This is a genomic window from Streptomyces sp. NPDC044044, from assembly GCF_056434405.1.
Genome location: NZ_JBWKFG010000001.1, coordinates 729,007 through 750,970 on the forward strand (window position 1 = coordinate 729,007; position 21,964 = coordinate 750,970).

The 21,964-nt window shown below is 69.6% G+C and carries 21 protein-coding genes and 2 pseudogenes; 12 read left to right on the top strand and 11 right to left on the bottom strand.

The window, feature by feature from the left end; translation table 11 throughout:
• Positions 1–24 precede the first annotated feature (24 nt).
• Complete coding sequence (locus AC07AG_RS03455; protein WP_478752212.1) at positions 25–693, top strand: DNA alkylation repair protein; 669 nt, start codon at positions 25–27, stop codon at positions 691–693.
• 110 nt (positions 694–803) lie between these two features.
• Here AC07AG_RS03455 and AC07AG_RS03460 read toward each other — a convergent pair whose 3' ends face one another.
• Positions 804–1,547 carry an AraC family transcriptional regulator gene (locus AC07AG_RS03460; RefSeq protein WP_478751362.1) on the bottom strand — a complete coding sequence of 248 codons (744 nt, stop codon included), beginning with the start codon at positions 1,545–1,547 and terminating at the stop codon, positions 804–806.
• Between the two features lie 54 nt (positions 1,548–1,601).
• Between AC07AG_RS03460 and AC07AG_RS03465 the strand changes: the two genes are divergently transcribed.
• The 4 genes from AC07AG_RS03465 to AC07AG_RS03480 all read left to right on the top strand — a co-directional run bounded on the left by AC07AG_RS03465 (position 1,602) and on the right by AC07AG_RS03480 (position 5,786).
• Positions 1,602–2,816 carry an MFS transporter gene (locus AC07AG_RS03465; protein WP_478751364.1) on the top strand — a complete coding sequence of 405 codons (1,215 nt, stop codon included), beginning with the start codon at positions 1,602–1,604 and terminating at the stop codon, positions 2,814–2,816.
• Between the two features lie 151 nt (positions 2,817–2,967).
• Entirely contained in the window at positions 2,968–3,870 is a 903-nt protein-coding gene (locus tag AC07AG_RS03470) for a trypsin-like serine peptidase (RefSeq protein WP_478751366.1), read from the top strand.
• A gap of 198 nt (positions 3,871–4,068) precedes the next feature.
• Complete coding sequence (locus tag AC07AG_RS03475) at positions 4,069–4,914, top strand: endonuclease/exonuclease/phosphatase family protein (RefSeq protein WP_478751368.1); 846 nt, start codon at positions 4,069–4,071, stop codon at positions 4,912–4,914.
• Positions 4,915–4,931: 17 nt separating this feature from the next.
• Positions 4,932–5,786 (top strand): phosphotransferase, encoded by an 855-nt coding sequence (locus AC07AG_RS03480; RefSeq protein ID WP_478751370.1) that lies wholly within the window; start codon positions 4,932–4,934, stop codon positions 5,784–5,786.
• Positions 5,787–5,805: 19 nt separating this feature from the next.
• On the opposite strand, the gene AC07AG_RS03485 is transcribed toward AC07AG_RS03480, so the two are convergent.
• Positions 5,806–6,885 (bottom strand): polyprenyl synthetase family protein, encoded by a 1,080-nt coding sequence (locus AC07AG_RS03485; protein WP_478751372.1) that lies wholly within the window; start codon positions 6,883–6,885, stop codon positions 5,806–5,808.
• Between the two features lie 263 nt (positions 6,886–7,148).
• Here AC07AG_RS03485 and AC07AG_RS03490 point away from each other — a divergent pair, with 263 nt between their 5' ends.
• Entirely contained in the window at positions 7,149–8,525 is a 1,377-nt protein-coding gene (locus AC07AG_RS03490) for an FAD-binding oxidoreductase (protein WP_478751374.1), read from the top strand.
• A 16-nt stretch (positions 8,526–8,541) separates the two neighbouring features.
• On the opposite strand, the gene AC07AG_RS03495 is transcribed toward AC07AG_RS03490, so the two are convergent.
• Positions 8,542–9,843, bottom strand: a complete 1,302-nt coding sequence (locus AC07AG_RS03495; protein ID WP_478751376.1) for an MFS transporter — start codon at positions 9,841–9,843, stop codon at positions 8,542–8,544.
• Positions 9,844–9,949: 106 nt separating this feature from the next.
• Between AC07AG_RS03495 and AC07AG_RS03500 the strand changes: the two genes are divergently transcribed.
• Complete coding sequence (locus AC07AG_RS03500) at positions 9,950–10,402, top strand: winged helix-turn-helix transcriptional regulator (protein WP_478751378.1); 453 nt, start codon at positions 9,950–9,952, stop codon at positions 10,400–10,402.
• 67 nt (positions 10,403–10,469) lie between these two features.
• On the opposite strand, the gene AC07AG_RS03505 is transcribed toward AC07AG_RS03500, so the two are convergent.
• Entirely contained in the window at positions 10,470–10,871 is a 402-nt protein-coding gene (locus tag AC07AG_RS03505) for a nitroreductase family deazaflavin-dependent oxidoreductase (protein WP_478751380.1), read from the bottom strand.
• 274 nt (positions 10,872–11,145) lie between these two features.
• Between AC07AG_RS03505 and AC07AG_RS03510 the strand changes: the two genes are divergently transcribed.
• On the top strand, positions 11,146–12,150 hold the full coding sequence (locus AC07AG_RS03510; protein ID WP_478751382.1) for a DMT family transporter: 1,005 nt from the start codon (positions 11,146–11,148) through the stop codon (positions 12,148–12,150).
• A 24-nt stretch (positions 12,151–12,174) separates the two neighbouring features.
• Here AC07AG_RS03510 and AC07AG_RS03515 read toward each other — a convergent pair whose 3' ends face one another.
• The 5 genes and pseudogenes from AC07AG_RS03515 to AC07AG_RS03535 all read right to left on the bottom strand — a co-directional run bounded on the left by AC07AG_RS03515 (position 12,175) and on the right by AC07AG_RS03535 (position 17,029).
• The gene (locus AC07AG_RS03515) at positions 12,175–13,380 is read right to left on the bottom strand and encodes a cytochrome P450 family protein (protein WP_478751384.1); all 1,206 of its coding nucleotides are present in this window, start codon (positions 13,378–13,380) and stop codon (positions 12,175–12,177) included.
• A gap of 124 nt (positions 13,381–13,504) precedes the next feature.
• Complete coding sequence (locus AC07AG_RS03520) at positions 13,505–14,674, bottom strand: acyltransferase family protein (protein ID WP_478751386.1); 1,170 nt, start codon at positions 14,672–14,674, stop codon at positions 13,505–13,507.
• A 253-nt stretch (positions 14,675–14,927) separates the two neighbouring features.
• Positions 14,928–15,194, bottom strand: a pseudogene (locus AC07AG_RS03525) (DNA-binding response regulator); the annotation flags it as partial.
• A 169-nt stretch (positions 15,195–15,363) separates the two neighbouring features.
• Positions 15,364–16,110, bottom strand: a complete 747-nt coding sequence (locus AC07AG_RS03530; RefSeq protein ID WP_478751388.1) for an FG-GAP repeat domain-containing protein — start codon at positions 16,108–16,110, stop codon at positions 15,364–15,366.
• A 322-nt stretch (positions 16,111–16,432) separates the two neighbouring features.
• The gene (locus AC07AG_RS03535; RefSeq protein WP_478751390.1) at positions 16,433–17,029 is read right to left on the bottom strand and encodes a TetR/AcrR family transcriptional regulator; all 597 of its coding nucleotides are present in this window, start codon (positions 17,027–17,029) and stop codon (positions 16,433–16,435) included.
• 273 nt (positions 17,030–17,302) lie between these two features.
• Here AC07AG_RS03535 and AC07AG_RS03540 point away from each other — a divergent pair, with 273 nt between their 5' ends.
• Both AC07AG_RS03540 and AC07AG_RS03545 read left to right on the top strand, forming a co-directional pair.
• Entirely contained in the window at positions 17,303–18,250 is a 948-nt protein-coding gene (locus AC07AG_RS03540; protein WP_478752214.1) for an alpha/beta hydrolase family protein, read from the top strand.
• A 10-nt stretch (positions 18,251–18,260) separates the two neighbouring features.
• A pseudogene (locus AC07AG_RS03545) lies at positions 18,261–18,738 on the top strand (hypothetical protein); the annotation flags it as partial.
• Here AC07AG_RS03545 and AC07AG_RS03550 read toward each other — a convergent pair.
• The gene (locus AC07AG_RS03550; protein ID WP_478751392.1) at positions 18,693–19,100 is read right to left on the bottom strand and encodes a MerR family transcriptional regulator; all 408 of its coding nucleotides are present in this window, start codon (positions 19,098–19,100) and stop codon (positions 18,693–18,695) included. The pseudogene AC07AG_RS03545 and the gene AC07AG_RS03550 overlap by 46 nt on opposite strands.
• 48 nt (positions 19,101–19,148) lie before the next feature.
• Between AC07AG_RS03550 and AC07AG_RS03555 the strand changes: the two genes are divergently transcribed.
• The gene (locus tag AC07AG_RS03555) at positions 19,149–20,033 is read left to right on the top strand and encodes an NAD(P)-dependent oxidoreductase (RefSeq protein ID WP_478751394.1); all 885 of its coding nucleotides are present in this window, start codon (positions 19,149–19,151) and stop codon (positions 20,031–20,033) included.
• A gap of 145 nt (positions 20,034–20,178) precedes the next feature.
• Positions 20,179–20,928: a dienelactone hydrolase family protein gene (locus AC07AG_RS03560; protein ID WP_478751396.1), complete on the top strand. Its 750-nt coding sequence runs from the start codon at positions 20,179–20,181 to the stop codon at positions 20,926–20,928.
• A gap of 120 nt (positions 20,929–21,048) precedes the next feature.
• Here AC07AG_RS03560 and AC07AG_RS03565 read toward each other — a convergent pair whose 3' ends face one another.
• Positions 21,049–21,933: an ANTAR domain-containing protein gene (locus tag AC07AG_RS03565; protein ID WP_478751398.1), complete on the bottom strand. Its 885-nt coding sequence runs from the start codon at positions 21,931–21,933 to the stop codon at positions 21,049–21,051.
• Positions 21,934–21,964 lie beyond the last annotated feature (31 nt).

The window sequence follows — 21,964 nt, forward strand, 5'->3', positions numbered from 1 at the left end:
CAGGAGACTGAGGTGGCCGAAGCGATGGTGGCCGAGGTGATGGCCGAGCTGGCCGCACTCGAGGACCCGAAGGCACGCGAGGTGAACGAGAGACACGGTGACGATCACGGCGTGAACCTCAGCAAGCTGCGCGCGCTCGCGAAGCGGCTGAAGACGCAGCAGGAACTCGCGCTCGGGCTCTGGGAGACGGAGGACACCGCGGAGAGACTGCTCGCGATCCTGATCTGCCGCCCGAAGGCCTTCGGGCGTGACGAGTTGGACGTCATGCTGCGCCAGGCGCGCACACCCAAGGTGCACGACTGGCTCGTGAATTACGTGGTGAAGAAGAGCCCGCACGCCGAGGCTCTGCGCCTCTCCTGGTCCGCCGATCCGGATCCGGTGGTCGCGAGCGCCGGCTGGGCGCTGACCACCGAACGCGTGGCGAAGAAGCCCGACGGCCTCGACCTCGCGGGGCTGCTCGACGTCATCGAGGCGGAGATGAAGGACGCCCCGGAGCGCCTTCAGTGGGCGATGAACCACTGCCTGGCGCAGATCGGGATCGAGCACGCCGGGCACCGCGCCCGTGCCATCGACATCGGTGAGCGCCTGGAGGTGCTCAAGGACTACCCGACGTCCCCGGGCTGTACGTCTCCGTTCGCGCCCACCTGGATCACCGAGCTGGTGCGTCGGCAGCAGGAGAAGACGGTGGTCTGACCGACGGCGGATCGTCGGCGCGGGCGGGGAGGGAAGCGGGCGGGGAGGGAAGCGGGCGGGGAGGGAAGCGGGCGGGAAGGGAAGCAGCCGTCCCGGCGGTCCGCGGCTGCTCAGCCCTTCGGGTGCGTGCCCGGTGTGTGGCCGAAGGCGCGCCGGAAGACGTCGATGAACGCGCTGGCGGACGACCAGCCGCACAGATGCGCGACCGCGGTGACGGGGGTGTGCTCGGCCAGCAGGACCAGCGCGTGGTGGAGCCGCAACTGGGTGCGCCACTGCGGGAACGTCATGCCGAGATCGCTGCGGAACAGCCGGGACAGGGTGCGGTCGCTCGCCCCCACCTCACGCCCCAGCTCGGCGAGGGTCCGGCTGTCCGCCGGGTCGGCGCACAGGATGCCGCACAGTGTCCGCAGCAGGGGCGCGGCCGGGGTGGGCAGGTGCAGCGGTTCTTGGGGCGAGGCCCGCAGTTGGTCGAGCAACACCGCGCGCAGCCGCTCCCGTTCGGGGCTTTCGTCGCCGGGGGCGTGGGTGTAAGCGACGATCAGTTCGCGCAGCAGAGGGCCCACCGCGAGCACGGTCGGCGTCTGCAGGGCGAGCGGGTTCTCGGTCGCAGGCAGTCCCACCAAGTGCAGTTCGAGTTCACCGTGGGCCTGATGGGCGTGCAGCGTGCCGGCCGGGATCCAGATGGCACGGGTGCCAGGGGCGACCCAGGAACCGGCGTCGGTGGTGACGGCCAGGACTCCGCGGCCGGCGTAGACGATCTGGTGGTCGTCGTGGCGGTGGGTGTCGATCGCGGCTCCGGATGCCAGCGACTGGGTGCGGGTCGGGGCGACCGGCTCATGGCGGATGCTCGTCATCGTCTGGCAGATTATCGGAAGTGCGACACGGCCTCTCGCGTCGACCATGACGGGGTGCGAAGGAATACACCCATCACTCTGTTGTCCGCCGGGCACGCCTGCGTCGACGTGTACCAGGGCGCCGTAGCGTCCCTGGTGCCGTTCTTCGTCGCCGAGCGCGCCTACAGCTATGCCGCCGTCTCGGGCATCGTGCTCGCCGCCTCGCTCCTGTCGTCGGTGGCGCAACCGGTGTTCGGTGTCCTCACCGACCGCTGGGCGATGCCGTGGTTGCTCCCGGTCAGCACGCTGCTGGGCGGTGTGGGCATCGCGCTGAGCGGGGTCAGCGGCTCCTACGCGCTGACCCTTGTGTTCGTCGCGGTGTCCGGGGTGGGCGTGGCCGCCTATCACCCCGAGTCCGCGCGGGTCGCCCGGCTTGCCGCCGGGGGCAGTCACAGGGGGATGGGCTGGTTCTCGCTCGGCGGCAACATCGGCTTCGCGGTGGCCCCGCTCATGGTCGCCGCTGTGGTTGCCACGGGAGGTCTGCGCCTGACGCCCCTGCTGGTGCTGCCGGCGCTCGTCGGTGCGGTGCTGTGCCTGCCCGTGCTGCGGGCGATGGAGCGACAGAAGGCCGCCGGGACCAGTACGGAGGTACCGGCGCGGGACGACGACAAAGCGTCGTTCGTGAAACTGTCGCTGGCCGTGGTGTGCCGGTCGATCGTCTTCATCGGCCTGAGCACCTTCCTCTCCCTGTACGCCAAGGAACGTATGGGCGGCAGCACGGCGGCGGGGACCGCGGCGCTGTTCGTGCTCTACCTCGGTGGCGCGGTGGGCTCCGTACTGGGTGGCACGCTGGCCGACCGCTGGGACCGAGTCACCGTTGCCCGCTGGTCGTACCTGCTCTCGGTCGGATGGGTCGCGGGCGTGGTGTTCGTGCCCGGCCCGGCGTTCTACCTGTTCGTGGCGCTGACCTCGGCCGGCCTGTACGTCCCGTTCTCGCTGCAGGTCACGCTCGGGCAGGACTACCTGCCTTCCCGCATCGGCACCGCCAGCGGGATCACGCTCGGACTGACGGTCAGCATCGGCGGTCTGGCGAGCCCCCTCATCGGCAGCATCGCCGACGCGACGTCCTTGAAGACCGCCCTGGCGCCCCTGGTCCTGATGCCCGCACTGAGCTGGCTGCTGTTCCGCACCCTGCCCGAGCCCGCCGTGCCGCAACGCGCGGATGTGGCCCGCGAGCAGGGGGACGACGCCGACGCCGCGCTCTCTCCTGCCGGCCCCGACCACGCCTGACATCCGCGCGCCGCACGCCCTGTGTCACAGATCGTCGACAGCCCCAACCGAACAGCCAACCGAACAGACGGATCTCTTCTCTTGCGGAACGGGGAACCGACCGAAATCCCCAACTCCGCCGCGTGCAGCCCTTACTGAGGAGACACCCACCATGCCCAGGACACCCACTCCTTCCAAGAGCCGGCGTCTCCGCGGCCGCGCCGCGGGACTCGCCGTGGCCGGCACGGCCCTCGCCCTCACCGCCCCGATCCCTGCCAGCGCCGCACCGGCCGACCCGGTCTCCGTCTTGAAGTACACCGCGCAGGAACGCCAGGAAGCCCTCGCCTACTGGACGCCCGCCCGCATGAAGGCCGTGGGGAAGTCCGTGGACCTCGGACCGACAGGACCGAAGGCCAAGCCGTGGCGAGGCACCACCCTCAAGACCGTGGGGCGGCTGTTCTTCGTCAACGCGAACGGCGCCGACACCTGGTGCACGGCCACCGCCGTGCAGAGCGACAACCGCTCTGCGGTGATGACCGCGGCCCACTGCGTGCGCCGGGGTTCCTCGCCCGGCAACACCAACTTCTCCATGGTGTTCGTCCCCGCCTACAGCAAGGGCAAGGCTCCGTACGGCGCGTTCGCGGTCCGCTCGGCAGCGTCCCCGCGCACCTGGGAGACGGACTCCACCAACGACATGTCCGCGCTGACCGTGGACAGCGACAAGAACGGCAAGAAACTCACCGACGTCGTGGGCGCCCAGGCTATCGCCTTCAACCGCCCGGTCGGCGGCACCATCTCCTCCTTCGGCTACTCCGCCACCCGCCCGCAGCTGGGCGAGGAACTGCTGCGCTGTGTCGGTACGGCGAAGAAGGAGAACGGCACACAGGCCATCCCCTGCGACATGAGCGGCGGCTCCAGCGGCGGCCCGTGGCTGGCCGACTTCAACGCCACCACGGGGAAGGGCACCCTGGTCTCGGTCAACAGTTCGCTGGACTCCCTGTCGCCGACCAAGATGTACGGAGAGGTGTGGGGAGCCACGGCCAAGAAGGTGTACGACCGGGCCGCCAAGCGGTGAGGATTGCGGCGCTGCACTCGAACATCCCTGAGCCGGCGTGTCCCGGGCCCACCAATGCCAGTCGCCGACCGGCTCGTTCGGCCGGGACCCCGTCGGCGCCACGAGACTCAGGCACCTGATGTGCCACATACAGCTCGTCCCATAACCTCGTGCGGGGAGACCTCATGTGATGCCGTGGGTCTCCACTTCGAGGAGGCGATGGTGACCGGAACCGGCGCGCGGTGGCTCGCGGGTGCCATGGTTGTGGCCTGCATGGTGGTTGTCGGCCCCAGCGCACCGAGCGGTGTCCCCATCGCCAACCCACTTCCGGCCGACGCCCCCAAGGATGTCGTGCCGAACCGGGTCATGACGTGGAACATCTGCAATCCCTGCAATGCGAGTGGGTACAACGGCGGCCGGGCGGCGGAGATCGCCACGTACGCGCCCCAGGTCGTCGGCCTGCAAGAGGCGTGCGTGCGTGACGTCGAGAGGATCCGGGACCATCTGCAGTACTTGTACGGGCTGGTCTACCACGTCGAGTACGGCTCGGTTGTGGACAGTTGGAGCCGCTGCGGGGGACTGCCCTGGAGCCCGGGGGGCTTTGGCCAGGCTGTGCTTTCGGCGGCGCCCATGACAGACCATGTGAACGTGGAGTACCCCGACGGCGGATCCGAGGACCGTGGGTACATGGCCGTCACCACCCTCGTGGAAGGCCGGCCCGTCCGGGTCTTCAACACGCACCTGGCCCAACGGGAGCAGCAAGCAGTCCGCGCGGAACAGACCGGCGTGCTCGCGGCGGCGGTCGCCCGGCACGACCGCGCGATCGTTCTCGGCGACTTCAACGCGGTGCCGGACGCCCCCGAACTCACCAGGATGTGGGGTCTGGCCACGGACGTGGACCCCGAGTGCGGTCCGTCGGGCACCGGTATGTGCGAGCCAACCACGGATTGGCGCAGCAAGTTCGACTACATCTTCCTGCGAGGCTTCGTCCCGATCGAGCACGGTGTGCATCTCACCCAGTACTCGGACCATGACGTGGTGCACGCCGACCTGAAGCCGACGTAACCCGGAGGGAGAACCGCATGGAGCCAGGAGAACTCAGCCGCGCAGTCGAGGTCGCACGGGAGGTCGCTTCGGAGCTCGGCCTTCAGGTCGACGATGTGGCCGTCATCCACAACTCGGACCGTGTCGCGCTGCGCCTGGCCCCTTGCGGCGTTCTGGCTCGGGTCGCGCCTTCGGGGCATCTGGCCGATTCCGAGTTCGAAGTTCAGGTTGCTCGCCGTCTCGCAGACGTCGGCGCTCCGGTGGCCGAGCTCGATCCTCGGGTCGAGCCCCGAGTTCATGTGCGCGATGCCTTCGCCATCTCGCTCTGGACCTACTACGAACCCGTGGGACCAGAGATCGCCCCGGCCGACTACGCGGACGTGTTCCTGCGGCACCATGCCGCCCTGCGCCGGATCGATCTGGGCGCACCGCATTTCACTGATCGCGTCGCCGCGGCATTGAGGGAGGTGAACGACCGGGAGCGGTCCCCTGAACTGCCGGATCCTGAACGGGAGTTCCTCAGGGCCACCCTCAGCGGACTGAGCGCCGCGATCAGCAGCGGCAGCGCCGGCGACCAGCTGTTGCACGGCGAGCCGCATCCGGGCAACCTCCTCAACACGAGCAGAGGGCCGCTCTTCGTGGACCTCGGCACGTGCTGCCGTGGGCCGATCGAGTTCGACCTCGCCCATGCGCCCGAAGAAGTGGGGAAGCACTATCCAGGGGCCGACCACGATCTGATGCACCGGTGCCGCGCCGTGAACTGGGCGCTCTTCTCGGCCTGGCGCTGGCGCCGGGACGACCAGATGCCTGACCGGGACCACTGGAGAGCGGAGGGGATCGACCGGGTTCGTGCCGCGCTCGCTCGCTGCGGACCGGGCTGGACTCGCGACTGAGGGGCTGCTGGGCGGTCGGTCATCGCTTTCTGCGGGCGCCCCAAAGGGGCAGCTGCTCGAAGAGGGTGACGGCCTCGTCGTTCCAGTGCCGGTGCCACGCGCCGGCTTCGGCTGCCGCGGCTTGGGCGTGGTGGTCGATGGCGGTCTGCAGGCGGGTGTGGACGTTGTGGCGGTGGGCGATGTCACGAATGCGGTCGATGGTCCGTGGTGTGCAGTCGGGGTTGCCGAGGGCGGTCTTGACGGTGTCGTGATCGTCGTCGCTCGTGAGGGCAAGGAGCTCGCGGGTCAGATAGGTGTGGCGGCCGGCCCGCAGGTCGGCGCCCTCGGGTTTGCCGGTGATGGCGGGGTCGCCGAAGAGGTCGAGGTAGTCGTCGCGCATCTGGCCGCTGAGACCGGCCAGTCGCGCATAGCGGCGCAGGCTCTCCTCGTGTGGCGCCAGGTCCTGCCCCGCGGCCAGGAGACCGAGGCGCAAGGGGGCCAGGATGGTGTAGCGAGAGGTCTTGTACTCGCACACCGTCTCCAGCAACTCCTCGTCGGCCGAGGAGTTCACGTCGCGTTCGAGGTCGAGGGCCTGGCCGATGACGGTGTCGGTCGTCACCCCGAGCTGGACATCGATCATGGCCTGCTTGCGGTCGGCCGGCAGCTCGGCCTGGAACAGCACGCGCAGAGCCAGGAAGCCGGCGAGGTCACCCGCCATCATGGCCAGGCCGAGCGCGGCCTGCGGGTGGTTCGGGAGCTCTTCGCGGCATGCGTAGTACGTCGATGGGCCACCGCGGCGCACCGGCGAGTCGTCCATGATGTCGTCGAGGATGAGCGCGTGGCTGTGGAGCAGCTCAAGACTCAGTGCGGCTTCCGCCAGCCCCGGTACCTCTTCCCGGGTGACGAGGCCTGCCGCCTCGTAGAGCAGGGCGATCCGGATCCGCTTCCCGCCGCGCAGTGACAACTGCGCAAGGAGTTCCAGACATCGGGGCGGGAAGCGGCCCAGCTGCGCACCGTTGAGGTCACCGGCGAGTGCGGCGAAGTACTTCTCGAAGGACACATCGAACCGCTGCTGGTGACCGGCGGCACGCTCCAAGGCGCTGGTGGCACTGCTGTTCATAGGCGTTCGGGCCGGCCTTCCTTCATGAATGCGTGTGGCCAGCCTGCCATTCGACGTGAAAGGTCCCGTCACTGCCCACCGGCCGCCGGATGGCCGACCGAAGCCGAGGGCAGCCTCTGCCGGGGCCGAGCAGTCGGCGGGCAGGCGCCCGGCAGGGGGGCGGGAGCGCGGAGATTGTCTCCGTACGGATCACCACGCACCCTTGCAGGACGCACACCACCGGAAGGCCCCGCCTCGGGGCGAACACACCGAGAGGACACACATTGAGCGCCACGGTCGTCCGAGCGATCCATGAGCACATCCCGGCCGACCGGGTGCTCACCGATCCGGACAGCGTCGAGGCCTTCCGCCGTGACCAGGCGGCATGGGCGCCCAGCGGTCGCCCCGCGGCCGTCGTGCGCGCGACATCCACCCAAGATGTCGCGGAGACGGTCCGCGCCTGCATCCGTCACCGCACCCCGGTCGTCGCCCGCGGAGCGGGCACCGGACTGTCCGGGGGCGCCAACTCGGGGGACGGGCACGTGGTCGTGGCGCTCGAGGCCATGGACCGGATCGTCGAGGTGAGCCCCCTGGAGCGGCTCGCGGTCGTCCAACCCGGCGTGGTCAACGACCACTTGCGGGCCGCGGTGGCCGAGCACGGGCTCTGGTATCCGCCCGACCCCGCCAGCTCCCCGTGGTCGACCATCGGCGGCAACGTGGCCACCAACGCGGGCGGGGTCTGCTGCGTCAAGTACGGCGTCACCGGTGACTATGTCCTGGCTCTGGAGATGGTCAACGGGCTCGGCGAGATCGTACGGCTCGGCCGCCGCACCGCGAAGGGCGTCGCGGGCTACGACCTGACGGGACTCGTCGTCGGCTCTGAAGGGACGCTCGGCATCATCACGGAGGTGACGGTCCGCCTGCGGCCCCTGCCGCCGGCCGCGGTCACGGTCGCCGGCCACTTCGGCTCCGTCGTCGACGCCGGAGCCGCCGTGCGGGCCGTCGCCGCGGCGGGGCTGACCCCGTCGGCGCTGGAACTGATCGACCGGCACTGCCTCCGCGCCGTCGACGCGTGGAAGAACATGGGCCTCTCGGTCGACGCGGACGTGGTGCTCCTGGGCCGGATCGACGAGCCGGGCGAGACCGGTGCCGCCCAGGCCGAGCGCATGGTCGACTGCTTCCGGGAGGCCGGCGCGTCCTGGGCCGAGCGGTCCACCGACGAGCACGAGGCCGACGCCCTGTTCGCGGCCCGCCGGCTCGCCTACCCCGCCCTTGAACGCCTGGGCCCGGTACTGACCGAGGACGTCTGCGTGCCCAAGGAGCGCATCGCGGAGATGCTCGGCCGCATCGAGAAGACCGCCGCCCGGCACGACATCCTCATCGCCAACATCGCGCACGCCGGTGACGGAAACCTGCACCCGCTGCTGATCACCCGGCCCGGCGACGACGCCGCACGCACGCGCGCCCAGGAGGCTTTTGCCGAGATCATCGCCGACGCCATCGCCCTGGGCGGCACGGTCACCGGAGAGCACGGGGTGGGCCTGCTCAAACGACCGGGCCTGGCTGCGGAGGTCACGCCGGAGGCCATGGCCATGCAACGGGCCGTGAAGCAGGCGCTCGATCCGTACGGAGTCCTGAACCCCGGAAAGGTGCTGTCCTGAGCGTCGGCTGTGCTGGTCAGCCCGGAGTGCCGCTGTGCCGGGTGAAGGTGAAGGCCCACAGCACGAGCCCGAGGCAGCTGAACGCGGCCCCCAGTGCGCAGACGGCGCCCCAGCCGGCCACCGTGTAGAGGGAGGTCGCGGCAAGGGCGCCGGTGGCGCTGCCGATCGAGTAGAAGACCATGTATCCGCCGATCAGCCGGCTGCCCGCGTCCGGGTGCAGCGCGTAGATCAGCGTCTGGTTGGTGACATGGACCGCCTGCACGGCGAGGTCGAGAAGGACCACCCCGACGACCAGGGCCCACAGCGAGCTGCGGGTGAAGGCCAACGGTAGCCACGAGGCGGTGAGCAGAGCCAGCGCGATGCCCGTGGTCCGCCGGGAAAGGCCGCGGTCGTTCAGGCGGCCCGCCGCGGTCGCGGCCACGGCGCCGGCGACACCGATCAGACCCAGCGCCCCGATCGCGCTGTGGGACAGGAAGTACGGGGCTTCGCTGAGCGGCAGCGCGACGCTGCTCCACAGCGTGCTGAAGGCGGCGAAGATCAGCAGACCGAACAGGGCCCGGAGCCGCAGCACTCGTTCCCGTGCGAACAGGGTGACCGTGGAGCGCAGGAGCTGTCCGTAGCGCAGGGTTGCCGGGGGAGCGTCGCTGTGGCGCGGCAGTACGCGGTACAGGACCAGGGCGAGCAGAGCGGTGAGCGACGCCGAGGCGAGGTAGACGGAGCGCCAGCCCGCGAGGTCCGCCATGAGACCGGATGCGGTGCGGGCGAGGAGGATTCCGATGACCACGCCGCTGGTGACGAGGCCGACGACCCGTCCGCGCACTGCGGCGGGTGCCAGTGATGCGGCGAAGGCCACCAGCGTCTGCGTGACGACGGCGAGAAGCCCTGTCGCGGCCATGCCCACGAGCAGGACCGCCGCGGTCGGGGCGGTGGCCACCACGGCCAGCGCCCCCACCAGGAGCAGCAGTTGGGCCACGATGAGCCGTCTGCGGTTGAGCATGTCGCCCAGCGGCACGAGCAGGAAGAGTCCCAGGCCGTATCCGACATGCGTGAGGGTGACCACGCTGCCGACAAGTGCCGGGCTCATGGCGAGGTCGTGGCCCATCGTCACCAGGAGCGGCTGGGAGAAGTAGACGTTGGCCACCGCGGCACCGCAGGCGACAGCGAACAGCAGGACGACGCCTCGGGACAGGGCGACCGCAGGGCTATCCCCTGTGCGCGCCACGGGATCGTGGGCTTCGGGTTGATGGTCCTGGGGCTGATGAGCCACGGGTTCGCGGGCCTCGGGCCGTCGTGGCATGGCCTCACAGTTGCCGGGCATCGGCACCCCTCCACGTATCTGGTTTCAACTTGCTACCAATGATGACGGCGACGGTAGCCCTGTTTGGTAGCATGTTGCAACCGTTGTTGGGAGAGTGAGGGACGCGATGGTGACCAGGACGCGCTTCGACGACAGTGAATGTCCGGTCGCCCGGTCGGTGGACGCGATCGGTGACTGGTGGTCCCTGCTGATCGTGCGGGACGCCTTCGACGGAAGCCGGCGCTTCGGGGAGTTCCAGCGCAGCCTCGGCGTCGCGAAGAACATCCTCACCGCGAGGCTGCGCAGCCTGGTCGCCGGTGGCGTCCTCGAATCCGTCCCGGCCTCGGACGGCAGCGCCTATCGCGAGTACGTGCTGACTCCGAAGGGCAGGGCGCTCTTCCCCGTCATCGTGGCGCTGCGGCAGTGGGGCGAGCAGAACTTCTTCGCTCCCGGCGAACCACACTCACAGCTGGTCGACCGCCGCAAGGGAGAGGGGCTCCGCCCGCTGGAAGTGCTTGCTGCGGACGGGCGACGGCTTGACCCCGGCGACACCGCCGTCCACAAGGTCTCCGCCGAGTGAGGCCGCGCACGCCAGCACACGACTCGCGTACGCGGCCACTGCGACGGCCCGCCTCTGCCGGCCTGACTCAGACGCGTTCCAGGACCATCACCGGGATGTCCCGGTCGGTCTTGCGCTGGTAGTCGTCGTAGGCCGGCCAGGTGGCGGCCATGGTCCGCCACATGTCCGGCTTCTCGTCCGGGGTGGCCTGGCGCGCACGGGCGGTGTAGCGGTCGCCCTTCACCTGCACCTGGACCTCGGGATCCGCCTCGATGTTGCGGAACCACAGGGGCGGCTGGTCGGCTCCGCCGTTGGAGGCCACCACGAGCACCGCGTCGCCGTAGGGCTGGTAGATCAGCGGAGTGCTGCGCTGCTCACCGCTCTTGCGGCCGGTGGTGGTGAGGATCAGCACCGTGGTGTTCTGCCAGTCGTGGCCTTCCGCGCCATCCGTCGCCACATAACGCTCGACGTGCTCTTTGCCGAACAGCATCTGCCGTCTCCTTCGTTTCCTCGCGCTTGTTTCCTCGCGCGATCGTGCGAGCTCTTCGTGTACTGACCAACTCTTCATGGTCACACTGCGGTTTCCCACCAGCGTGACGCCGAACCGGCGCGCCCGGCCTAATGACACGGCCGCTGTCTCGTCATCCGGCCCGCCCTGCCCGCCGACGGGCTGATCAGTTAGAAAGGTTCGGGCCCGGTCGCCTCGCCAGGCGCCTCCGGACCACCATGCCCACTGCCGATCCACACCCAGAGGTCGTACGCACATGCCCGCCGCCGCAGCCCCCTGGCTGCTCCTCGCCGTGTTCTCCGGCACCCTGATATCCCTGCAGGCGCGGATCACCGGCGAACTCGCCGCCGGGCTCGGCGGTGACGGATTCGCGGCGGCGGTGATCTCGTTCGGCTCGGGGTTCGTGGTGCTGACCCTCGGCCTGCTCGTGCTGCGCAAGCCGCGCCGTGGCGTCGGCCTGGTGCTGGCGGACGTACGCACACGGCGGCTCAAGTGGTGGCAGGTGCTCGGCGGCTTCGGCGGTGCGGCCTTCCTGCTCGCGCAAGGGTTGACCGTCGGGGTGCTCGGGGTCGCGCTGTTCACGGTCGCGATCGTCGCGGGCCAGGTCACCGGAGGCCTGCTCTTCGACCGGGTGGGGCTCGGACCTGCCGGACCTCAGCGGCCCACGCGGCGACGGGTCGTCGGCGCGGTGCTGGTGCTCGCGGCCGTGGGCCTGTCGATGGCGGACAAGCTGGGCGGTGGCTTCCCGTACGTGATGCTGTCGCTGCCGCTCGTGGCGGGTGTCTGCGTGAGTTGGCAGCAGGCGGTCAACGGGCATGTGAAGAACGCCGCCGGATCCGCGTACGCGGGCACGTTCTTCAACTTCGCCGCCGGTGCCGGTGCGTTGAGTGTGATCTTCCTGGCGCACGCCGTGGCCGCGGGGCTTCCCTCCCGTCTGCCGTCCGAGCCGTACCTCTACCTCGGTGGCCTGGTCGGCATCTCCTTCATCACCATCGCGGTCGCCACGGTGCAGAGGCTCGGCGTCCTGCTGCTCGGACTCTGCACGATCACCGGCCAGTTGGTCGGCTCGCTGGCCCTCGACCTGCTGCTGCCGCACGGCGGCACAGGCGTCACGGCGGCCACCGTCGCCGGCGTCGTGCTCGCCCTGGCGGCGGTGGCACTCGCGGCGCTCTCGGGCACGCGAACGGGCCGGGTGGTGGCTTCGAGCGGCGTGACGCGGGCCGGTGCTTCGGAGCGGGTGAAGGGCCCTGGCGCGACCTAGCCGGGGAAGGGCGAGGTCCGGCGGCTACCAGCGCACCGGGAGCTCTCGCAGGCTCCGCATGAGACTGGTGCGCCACTGCGGTGTGCCGTCGCCGTCGAAGGCCAGGCGGGGGAAGCGGTCCAGCAGGATGCGCAGGGCCAGGGTCGCCTCCAGGCGGGCCAGCGGGGCGCCCAGGCAGTGGTGCAGGCCGTGCCCGAACGCGAGGTGGGCGCGGGTCGCGGCCGGATCGCGGTGGATGTCGAACCGTTCGGGGTCGGGGAAGCGCGCGGGGTCGCGGTTGGCGGCGGCGATGGAGAGCACCACGCGCGCGCCCGCGGGTATCCGGACACCGCCGATGTCCATCGCTTCGGCGGTGTAGCGGTACGTGCCCGCCGGTGCGGGCGACTCGAAGCGGAGCGTCTCCTCCACGGCGCCGTGCAGCAACTCGGGGTCGGCGCGCAGGGCTGCGAGCTGCCCGGGATGGCTGAGCAGCAGGTGGACGGCGTTGGCGATGAGGTTGACGGTGGTCTCGTGCCCCGCGACGAGCAGGAGGAAGGCCATGCCGAGCAGTTCCTCCGGGGTGAGCCGGTCGGTGCCGTCCCCGTCGTGGGTGCGGACCAGGGCGTGCAGCAGATCGCTCTCCGCCGCGTCCCGCAGCCGCCGCTTCTCCTCCGCGAGACCGGCGAGGTGCGCGGCCATCTCCTGCGAGGCGCGGGCGGACTGCTCAGGGTCGTCGAGGGAGACGACCTTCGTGGACCATTCCCGGAAGGCGGCCCGGTCCGTGTCCGGTACGCCGAGCAGCTCGCAGATGATGGTGAGCGGCAGCGGATAGGCGAATGCGGCCACCAGGTCGGCACGGCCGTCGGCGGCCACGGCGTCCAGGAGGTCACCGGCCGCCTCCTGGACGCGGGGCCGCAGAGCCTGGACGCGGCGAGCGGTGAACTCGCGGGCCACCAGCGTCCGCAGGCGGGTGTGATGGGGCGGATCGACCTGGAGCATGTTGAGGCCCACGGCGTACAGCCCGTCGTCCTCGAAGTCGGCGGAGTGCCGCACGTCATTGCGCAGCCTGGGGTCGACGAACGCGGCACGCGCTTCCTCGTGCCCGACCACCAGCCACGACTCGTCCCCGGTGGGGAAACGCGCATGGTGGACGGGCCCGCGGGAGCGCAGCGCGCTGAAGACGGAGTAGGGGTCGGCGGTGAAGTCGTCGGTGAGGTCGGCGAGTTGGACGGTGGGGTGCTGCGTACGCATGGGGCGGCTCCCGGACAGAAGTGGGGATTGCTCCCCGTTTACATGTCGGAGGTGACCGTAGCATGAAGCGGGGACAGCTCCCCGCTTTGGGTTGCGAGGGCAGCAAGTGAACTCCTGGGCGCGGCTATCGGGGCGATACGAGCGCGACCTTGGGAGCAGGGGGATGCGCCGTGGGCTGGGGCTGTTCCGTGAGGAGGTAGGCGCGACGCCATCGCAGAAAGGGGCGTTCGATGCCGTGGAACGTGACCACGGCTGCGGTCAAGGTGATGGGCAGAACCGCCGCTGTCGTGGTGATGAAGGCATCCATCACCGGACGCCCCGTCGGCTCGATCCACCAGCGGTGGGAGATGAACGTGGTGACGACCATGTAGTGGAGCAGATAGACCGAGAAGCTCATTTCGCCGACTTTGGCGATTCCTCTCGACACGAGCCCGGTCGAGGAGACGGTGGCCACATAGGTCAGTACCACCAGGGACCAGAGCGTTCCTTCGATGTCGACCCAGAGCAGACGTGTCGCGTGCCCTTCATGGAAGGAATGGGTCTGGTTGAAGACCCAGATCGCGCCTGCGGCCAGGGCTGTTGCGATGCCGACCTTCAGCGGCCCCTGGAACCGCTTTCGATGGTGCACGAAGAACCATGCGGCCACCATGCCCATCAGGAATTGGTCGATTCTCCCGGCGAGGCTGTAGTAGAGCATCGAGTTCACGTTGATGCCGCCGGCGGCCGAGGCCCACACCAGGGTCCGGATCACGGTGATGGCGGCCAGGAGCTTGAACAGGGCCAACGGGCCGTGCTTGGTGAGGAGTCTGCTGAGCAGCGGGAACAGGAGGTAGAACTGCAACTCGACCGCGATCGCCCACCACATCCTCGACACGGCCCCCAGGTCGAGGGACCCGGGCAGGTTTCCGAGACCGGCCAGGGACTGGAGTACGGCGAGCAGGTTCGCACCCTGCTTGTGCGCGCCGACGCCCAGAATGATCAGTGCCATGTAGAGCGGGAAGATGCGCAGCACCCGGTTGCCCAGGAACCGGCCGTAGCGAATGTCCTTGCCCAGCGTGCCGATGGTGAAGATGAAACCGGACAACACCATGAAGAGGGCCACCCCGGTATGGCCTTCCAATACCAGAGTGGCCAGGGGGTTGTCCGAATACAGCCAGCCGTGCGGGGCGCCGTTCGGGATCTCTCTGAGGTGCGGAGAGACCATCTGCGTACCGTGGCAGAGGAGCACCAACACGGCGGCGTAGGCACGCAAATGATCAACGGACACGAGGTACTGCCGATTGCGGCTGCGCATGAGTTGGCCCCGGCCTCTTGTCGCCCACGTCGCGACGGCCTCGCGACGGAGAAAAGGTCAGGGATGACAGCACCATGCGCGGCAGTCGAGACGGCAGATAGGCGCGATTCGCCTCCGCTTTTGTCGGAAGATTTCACTCATCCGAGGGGTGTCTATATGCGAATGCCATAAATGGGCAAGGGTCAGGAGTAGAGCTCCCGGGCGCGGGCCAAGTCGATGGGTCCGTCCTTGTCGAGGGGCAGGAAGTGGTCAAGTCGATGACCTCCAGGAGCTCGTGCTCGCGGACCGTGCCCGTGACGAGCACCGCACGCGTGCCCTCGCTGCGCACGGCGCGCCTCAGCCGGGTCAGCGCGGCCTCGTCGAGGGCGTCCTCGATGAGCAGGGCGACGCCGACGGGGCCGGAGTCCCCTTCCAGTTCGACCTCGGGGTGCCGACGCAGCTGGCTGAGGACTCCCTCGCGGCTGATGGGGTCGGGGGCGGTGACGGTGACCCGAACCCGGTTCGTCGTCGGTGCGGAGATCGGTGCGGAGGCCGGTGCGGCGGGGGAGGCCGGGGGCGAGCCGGACACGCGAGGTTCCTCAGTTCTGGGCTTGAGCGACGGCGACGGCGACGGGACGGGACGGCGACCGCGACGGGTGACGGGCGCCGGGCGCCGCCGGTGTCCGAAGCGTCGGCGGCGCCCGGTGAGGTCAGGAGCAGGACTTGTAGAAGTGCTTCCACCCGTCGGTGGGCATGGTCGGTGGCTCGGCGGGGGTCCCGCGCTGGCCGTACTTCATCTCCAGCTCGTAGTCGAAGTCCCCCGGGCCGGTGCCCGGTTCCGACAGACGCACGTCCCGGTCCAGCGACCCGTCACCGGAGTTGTTGAGGATGGCGAGGTCCGGGTAGGCGTCGTCGCCGTAGTTGGCGATCCGGAGCTGCTTGGCCTCGCCCATGTCGCCGATGTCGGAGTGCCGGGAGTGGGCGGAGCCCAGGTTCGCGCGCTTGAGTGGGCCCTGGCGGTACTCGGAGACACGCGCCGTCGCGGGGTCGTCCCCGCCGGCCGGCGTGACGAGGTTGACGACGATGTCCAGGGTGCCGTCGTTCTGGAAGTCGGCGACCGCGGCGGACGTGACCTCACCCGTCTTCGCGCCGAGAAGCTTGCTGACGGCCTGCTTGCTGCCGAACGAGCCGTCCGCGGCCCCCCACTGGACCGTCGTCTTGGTGCCGGTGTGCCCAGGGTTCACGATCTTGTCCGGGCGGCCGTCGCCGTCGAGGTCACCGACCAGCGTCGTGGCGGCGGCCAGGCAGGGCGCTGTCGCCGTGGCGGCGTCGCCGGACCGCGCCGCGCTGCCCGAGGCCGGTGACTGGGCGGCACTTGCCTGGTAGCCGGCGGCAGTCAGGGTCAGAGCGACGGCCGCGACCGGGGCGGCGATCAGGCGTGAGCGCTTGCGAAGCATGTACGAACTCCTCATGTCGTGGCTGTCGAGCACGCATCGAGCTTGTGGGGCGATGCGTCCCGACCGCCATGAAATCCAGGCAGTTGGGGACGCTGGAACGCGAAGAGGGCCCTTGACCAGCGCAAACGCATGCCGCCTGGAACGCGGGGCTGGGACGCTCCTCTTGCGTCGCCGCGAACGACGTTAGTGAGGCGGTGGGGAATTTGGCAGTGTTAGATTTTCTTCACACCTGGGCGAGCGGCCGCAGATCACTGCGGTCGCTCCGGTCGCTCCGGCGTTGCGCTCGTCCCAGCGTTCCGGTCGCTCCGGGGTACAACCTCGGTCAGGACGCCTGAGGTTGCTGGAGCCCCTGAAGGAGTAGCGCGACCAGTCGGCGGGGGTCGTAGCGGGGGTCGCCGTCGGTTCCGATGCAGAGGTTGCCGATGCCGCGCATCAGTTCATAGGGCTGCGTACCGGGCCTGATCTCGCCCGAGCCGACCGCGGCGTCGAGCAACTCCTCGGCGACGGGCAGCAAGCGGTCGAGGAAGTAGGTGTGGAGCGCGGTGAAGCCGCTGCTGTCCGGTTGCACCGTGTTGGCGAGGCCGTGCTTGGTGACCAGGAAGTCGACGAAGAGGTCGATCCACTCACGCAGCGCCGCGAGCGGTGATCCGGCACCGGCCAGGAGGCTCGGACCGGCTTCGGCGCACGCCTCGACCTGGTGGCGGAAGACGGCGACGACGAGATCTGCCCGGGTCGGGAAGTGACGGTAGATCGTCCCCATCCCGACGCCCGCCTTGGCCGCGATCTCGCGGATCGGCGCGTCGACGCCGGAGGTGACGAACACCTCGGCGGCGGCCGCAAGCAGCTTCTGCTGGTTGCGCACCGCGTCGGCCCGTTTGCTGGGGGCCGGCACCTCTCCGGACTGGCCTGCAGTGGGCACCGCGCTCTCCTTCCTGTAGCCGCCGAAAAGCCGGAGCGCTGCTCCGCTTGTGAAACGGAACAGCGCTCCGTATCGTAAGCGGAGCAACGTTCCGCTTCAGTCTAGCTGAAGCCGGACCTTCCTCCCTGCCTCCCACGCGCCGCCCCATGACAGCTGCGGCAGAGGCCCCAAAGGGACAACCGAAGGGAAAGACGCATCGTGAGCGCATCGACTTCCGCGACCTACACCGACACCGACACCGACACTGAGACTGACACGGAGACGGATACCGGAATCGGCGGCGACACTATCGGCTCGCCCACCCCCGTGCTCTCGTTCAGCCCGGTGGTGCTGCCCGTGCCCGGACGCCCCGTTGACCTACAACTGCGCGTCACAGCACCGGCGAACGGAACCGACCTGCCGGTCATCCTCCTCTCCCACGGACACGGCAACTCGAACCACCTCTCCTCGCTCAACGGCTACGGCCCGCTCGCCAACCTCTGGGCGCAACTCGGCTTCGTCGTCATCCAGCCCACCCACCTCAGCTCCAAGACCCTCGGTCACCTCCACGCGGACATCCCCGAAGCACCCCTGTTCTGGCGCTCACGCGCCGAGGACATGTCCCACATCCTCGACCGGCTCGACGCGATCGAGGACACCGTGCCGCAGCTCGCCGGGCGCATGGACCACGACAGCGTCGCCGTGGCCGGACACTCGCTGGGCGGCTTCACCGCCGCCCTCCTGCTCGGGGCTCGGGTCACCGACCCCGACGACGTACAGGAGGTGAACCTCTTCGAGCCCCGGATCAAGCAGGGTGTACTGCTGGCCGCTCCCGGCAGGGGAGGCGACATCCTGACCGGAGCCATGGCCGAGCTGTTCCCGGTCTTCCGGAGCACCGACTTCTCCCGGATGACCACGCCCGCGCTCGTCGTCGCCGGTGACAAGGACGACTCGCGGCACTTCACGGAGATGGGGCCGGACTGGCACGCCGATCCGTACCACCTCGCTCCCGGCCCCAAGACGCTGCTCTCCCTGGTCGACGCGGAGCACGGACTCGGCGGGATCAGCGGGTACGACGCCGCCGAGACCACGGACGAGAACCCCGAGCGAGTCGCCGCGCTCGGACGGCTCACGGCGGCCTACCTCCGTAGCCGGTTCCACGAGGATGACAACGCGTGGCAGGAGGCGCAGGACGCGCTGACCACCGGCCCTGGCGCCGTCGGGCGAGTCGAGTCCAAGTAGGCGGCACCGGCGGCCGTGGCCGGCAACGGATCCGGTCCTGTCCCCGTGGCAGGAGTCGGCGGACCTCGACGTCGTGCAGACCGGCACGTGGGTCCTTGCCGACGAGCGCCCGCTGCCCGCGGCGTTGTCGGCGTTCATGGACGCCTGCGAACCACCGGTGTACGTGGGCTTCGGCAGCACGCCCCTGCGCGCCCCGGAGGACGTGGCCCGGGTGACCATCGAGGCGGTCCGCGCGCAGGGACGCCGCGTGGCCCCAGGGGGGGGCGGAACAGCCGTACTGGGCCGACCGCGTGGCCGCGTCGGGCATCGGAGCGGGACACGACGGTCCCACCCCGGCCTTGGAACCGGCCGAGCTCAGCTCGGCCGCGCGACTGCTGGCGGACGGACACCTGCTGGCGGACGGACGCCTGCTGGCGGACGGACGCCTGCCCGTCCTCGGTCATCAGGCGGGGACGGGCTCCCGCTCGGAATCGTCGAAGGGGGGATAGCTCTCCCCGCCCACCTGCTCGGCCGCATCGATGTAGTTCACGAGAGCGCCGCGGGACTGGGCGAGCCTGGCCATCTGGTCGTCCAGTCGGCGCAGCCGTGACCGCATCGCGTCGAGAAGCTCCGTGCACCCGGGCAACTCCGGAGTCTCTCCGACCGCGCAGGGCAGCAGGTACGCGATGTCCTCGGAGGACAGACCGGCGCCGAGCAGGTGCCGGATCTGCTTCACCCGCAGTACGGCGTTCTCGTCGTACTCGCGATACCCGTTCGCCCCGCGGTCCGCCTCCAGCAGGCCCTGGGCCTCGTAGTAGCGCAGCTGATGGGCGTTGACGCCCGTCCGACGCCCCAGTTCCCCGATCCGCATCGAACCTCACTTGACCTTCACACCGGTATCAACGTTCACGATGCTGCCATGAACAACAAAACGGATACACCCATTAACGTCATCGGACTTGGCCGGATGGGCCAGGCACTGGCCGGTGCGTTCCTGAAAGCCGGGCATCCCACGACCGTGTGGAACCGTACGGCAGCCAAGGCCGACCAACTGGTCGCCGCGGGCGCGCACTTGGCGCCGACGGTCGGCGACGCGCTCAATGCGGGTTCTCTGACGATCATCTGCGTCAGCGACTACCCGGCCATGTACGAGCTGCTCGGCGCGAGCGATGTCGACCTGGAGGGCACGACATTGATCAACCTGACCTCGGGCGACTCGGCCCAGGCACGGGACGCCGCCCGATGGGCCGAGGAGCGCGGCGCCCACTACCTGGACGGCGCGATCATGGCCATCCCGCAGGTGATCGGGACGGACCAGGCGGTGATTCTGCACAGCGGGGCCCAGCCGGATTTCGAGGCACACGAGTCCACGCTCGAAGCGCTCGGCACCGTCACCTACCTTGGCGCGGACCATGGGCTCGCGTCCCTGTACGACGTGGCCGGCCTGGCCATGATGTGGAGTGTCCTGAACGCCTGGCTCCAGGGAACTGCCCTGCTCAGGACGGCCGGTGTCGATGCCGCGACGTACGCGCCGTTCGCGCGGCAGATCGCTGCCGAGGTGGCCGAATGGCTGCCTGGGTACGCCGAGCAGATCGACAGCGGTTCCTTCCCGGCCGAGGTGTCGGCCCTGGAGACAGACGCGCGGGCGATGGCGCACCTGATCGAGGAGAGCGAGGCGGTGGGGGTCAACACCGAACTGCCGAAACTGATCAAGGCGATGGCCGACCGCTCCATCGCCGCCGGTCACGGCGGGGAGCAGTATCCCGTGCTGATCGAGGAGTTCGGCACACCGCGCGACAGCTGAGCCGATCCTCCGCCGGTAGCTGTTTGCCCGGTGATCGTAAGGTCGTAGCCGGGGCGATCTCTTGTTGACCGCACCCCTGGCAGAGGCTGTAAACCGGCATCAGCCCAAGAGCTGTGCACCGGCATCAGCCCAAGAAAGGAAGATCTTGCCCACCAAGACAGTGCAGATTCCCACCCCGGACGGCCAGGCCGACGCCTTCGTCGCCTTCCCCGACCGCGGCGAGCGGCACCCGGGCGTGCTGCTCTACCCGGACGTCTTCGGCCCGCGGCCCGAGATGGAGCAGAAGGCCCGCGAACTGGCCGGGCACGGGTACTACGTGCTCGTCCCCAACCTCTTCTACCGGCACGGCCCGGCACCGGTGATCGACCTTCCCGACCACATCAGCAATGACGTCCGGCCCGGGATCTTCGCCCAACTCATGCCGTTGGTCGAGGCTCACACCACCGAACGCATCCTGCGCGACGCCGACGCCTACCTCGGGTTCCTTACCGCACAGCCCGAGGTCAGCGCCGGACCGGTCGGCGTGGTCGGCTACTGCATGGGCGCCGCGCTGGCGATGCGCACGGCCACGGCCCATCCCGGTCGGGTGGCCTCCGTCGCGGGGTTCCACCCCGGGTTCCTGGTCACCGACGCGCCCGACAGCCCGCACCGCCTCGTCTCGGAGCTCACCGCCCAGGTCCACATCGGCCTCGCGGAAGGAGACTTGACGCCCGAGGCCATCAGTGAGCTCAACAAGGCCTTCGATGCCGCGGGTGTCTCCTACACCACCGAGATCTACCCCGATACCGCCCACGGCTTCACCATGTCCGACACCGACGCCTTCAGTGCCTCCGCACTGCAGCGTCACTGGGACCGGCTGCTCCCTCTCCTCGGCGGCACCTTGGCCACCGGCTGATCGGTGAGTTGATACTCGACCCGTGACGGCGTCCCGGGGTGTGCCCGCCGGGCCGCCGGCGCACCGGCGCCTCAGTGCCCTGAGCCGCTGATCACGCTCGAACTGCGCCGGGGTTCGCGGCTACTGACGCGATTCGAGGGCCAGTTGGTGCAGGTCTTCCAGCGCGTCGAGAAGGACGGTGCGCTGGTGCCACCTGATCCAGGTGCCGAGGGCGCGGCTGGTGGTGTGCAGGGCCTGGAGCTGTGCCTGGGTGAAACCGATCAGGGGGCGGGAGTGATGGGAGGAGATGACACCGTGGACGGTGTCGTGGTCGTCGACGAGCGGAACGCTGTGGCAGGCGCGGCTGCCGGCCGTGAGAATCACGCGTCGCGTTTCGTCGTCGAAACCGGCCGATGAGGCCACCTCCTTGACGGTGACCTGGCTGCTTGCGGCCGCGGCCCGAGCGCACGAGGTGTTCCCGTCGACGAACGCGAAGTAGTCGGTGAACTGCCGTGGCAGGCCCGCGTGTCTGGCCATGCGCAGGACGCCGTCCTCGATCAGCTGCACATTTCCCATGTCCGTGCCGGTGACGGTCAGGACGCGATGCAAGGCGGCGCCCAGGACCTCGCCCTGGTTGGCTGCGTTGAGCGTGCCGGCATCGAGTGCCGTCAGGTCGGGCATCGGGAGCCGTGTCCGTCCGCTGAGCCACGCCTTGGCACCCGGCGCCGGTCCCGGCGTGCGGGCCACGGCGGAGGCCAGTTGGTGCAGCTTGATGTTGGCCCGCTGCGAGGCCTGGCGCAGCAGCGTGAACGCCGCCTGCTCGTCCGCCAGGCGGTAGCGCTCGACCAAGATGCCCTCGGCCAGAGCGATCCTGGGGCGCGCACGCGCCTGGATCTCCAGCTCGGACACCTGCTTGCGCAGCTGCTCGGCGGTGGCTCGCAGCTGTTCCGTCTCGTCCCTGGGGGAGGGGAAGCGCTGAGACGGTGGCTGATGGCCGGGCGGCGGCGCAGACGGAATGTTCGTCATGTTCTCTCCCCTGGCGGCACCTGCTCCTCAC

Excerpts from the sequence above, each read along its gene's own strand:
- AC07AG_RS03460 (WP_478751362.1), bottom strand. The coding sequence starts at position 1,547 with ATGACGAGCATCCGCCATGAGCCGGTCGCCCCGACCCGCACCCAGTCG.
- AC07AG_RS03550 (WP_478751392.1), bottom strand. The coding sequence starts at position 19,100 with ATGCGGATCGGGGAACTGGGGCGTCGGACGGGCGTCAACGCCCATCAG.
- AC07AG_RS03555 (WP_478751394.1), top strand. The coding sequence starts at position 19,149 with ATGAACAACAAAACGGATACACCCATTAACGTCATCGGACTTGGCCGG.
- AC07AG_RS03500 (WP_478751378.1), top strand. The coding sequence starts at position 9,950 with ATGGTGACCAGGACGCGCTTCGACGACAGTGAATGTCCGGTCGCCCGG.
- AC07AG_RS03475 (WP_478751368.1), top strand. The coding sequence starts at position 4,069 with ATGGTGACCGGAACCGGCGCGCGGTGGCTCGCGGGTGCCATGGTTGTG.
- AC07AG_RS03530 (WP_478751388.1), bottom strand. The coding sequence starts at position 16,110 with ATGCTTCGCAAGCGCTCACGCCTGATCGCCGCCCCGGTCGCGGCCGTC.
- AC07AG_RS03520 (WP_478751386.1), bottom strand. The coding sequence starts at position 14,674 with ATGCGCAGCCGCAATCGGCAGTACCTCGTGTCCGTTGATCATTTGCGT.
- AC07AG_RS03485 (WP_478751372.1), bottom strand. The coding sequence starts at position 6,885 with ATGAACAGCAGTGCCACCAGCGCCTTGGAGCGTGCCGCCGGTCACCAG.
- AC07AG_RS03470 (WP_478751366.1), top strand. The coding sequence starts at position 2,968 with ATGCCCAGGACACCCACTCCTTCCAAGAGCCGGCGTCTCCGCGGCCGC.
- AC07AG_RS03565 (WP_478751398.1), bottom strand. The coding sequence starts at position 21,933 with ATGACGAACATTCCGTCTGCGCCGCCGCCCGGCCATCAGCCACCGTCT.
- AC07AG_RS03455 (WP_478752212.1), top strand. The coding sequence starts at position 25 with ATGGTGGCCGAGGTGATGGCCGAGCTGGCCGCACTCGAGGACCCGAAG.
- AC07AG_RS03480 (WP_478751370.1), top strand. The coding sequence starts at position 4,932 with ATGGAGCCAGGAGAACTCAGCCGCGCAGTCGAGGTCGCACGGGAGGTC.
- AC07AG_RS03505 (WP_478751380.1), bottom strand. The coding sequence starts at position 10,871 with ATGCTGTTCGGCAAAGAGCACGTCGAGCGTTATGTGGCGACGGATGGC.
- AC07AG_RS03510 (WP_478751382.1), top strand. The coding sequence starts at position 11,146 with ATGCCCGCCGCCGCAGCCCCCTGGCTGCTCCTCGCCGTGTTCTCCGGC.
- AC07AG_RS03515 (WP_478751384.1), bottom strand. The coding sequence starts at position 13,380 with ATGCGTACGCAGCACCCCACCGTCCAACTCGCCGACCTCACCGACGAC.
- AC07AG_RS03495 (WP_478751376.1), bottom strand. The coding sequence starts at position 9,843 with ATGCCCGGCAACTGTGAGGCCATGCCACGACGGCCCGAGGCCCGCGAA.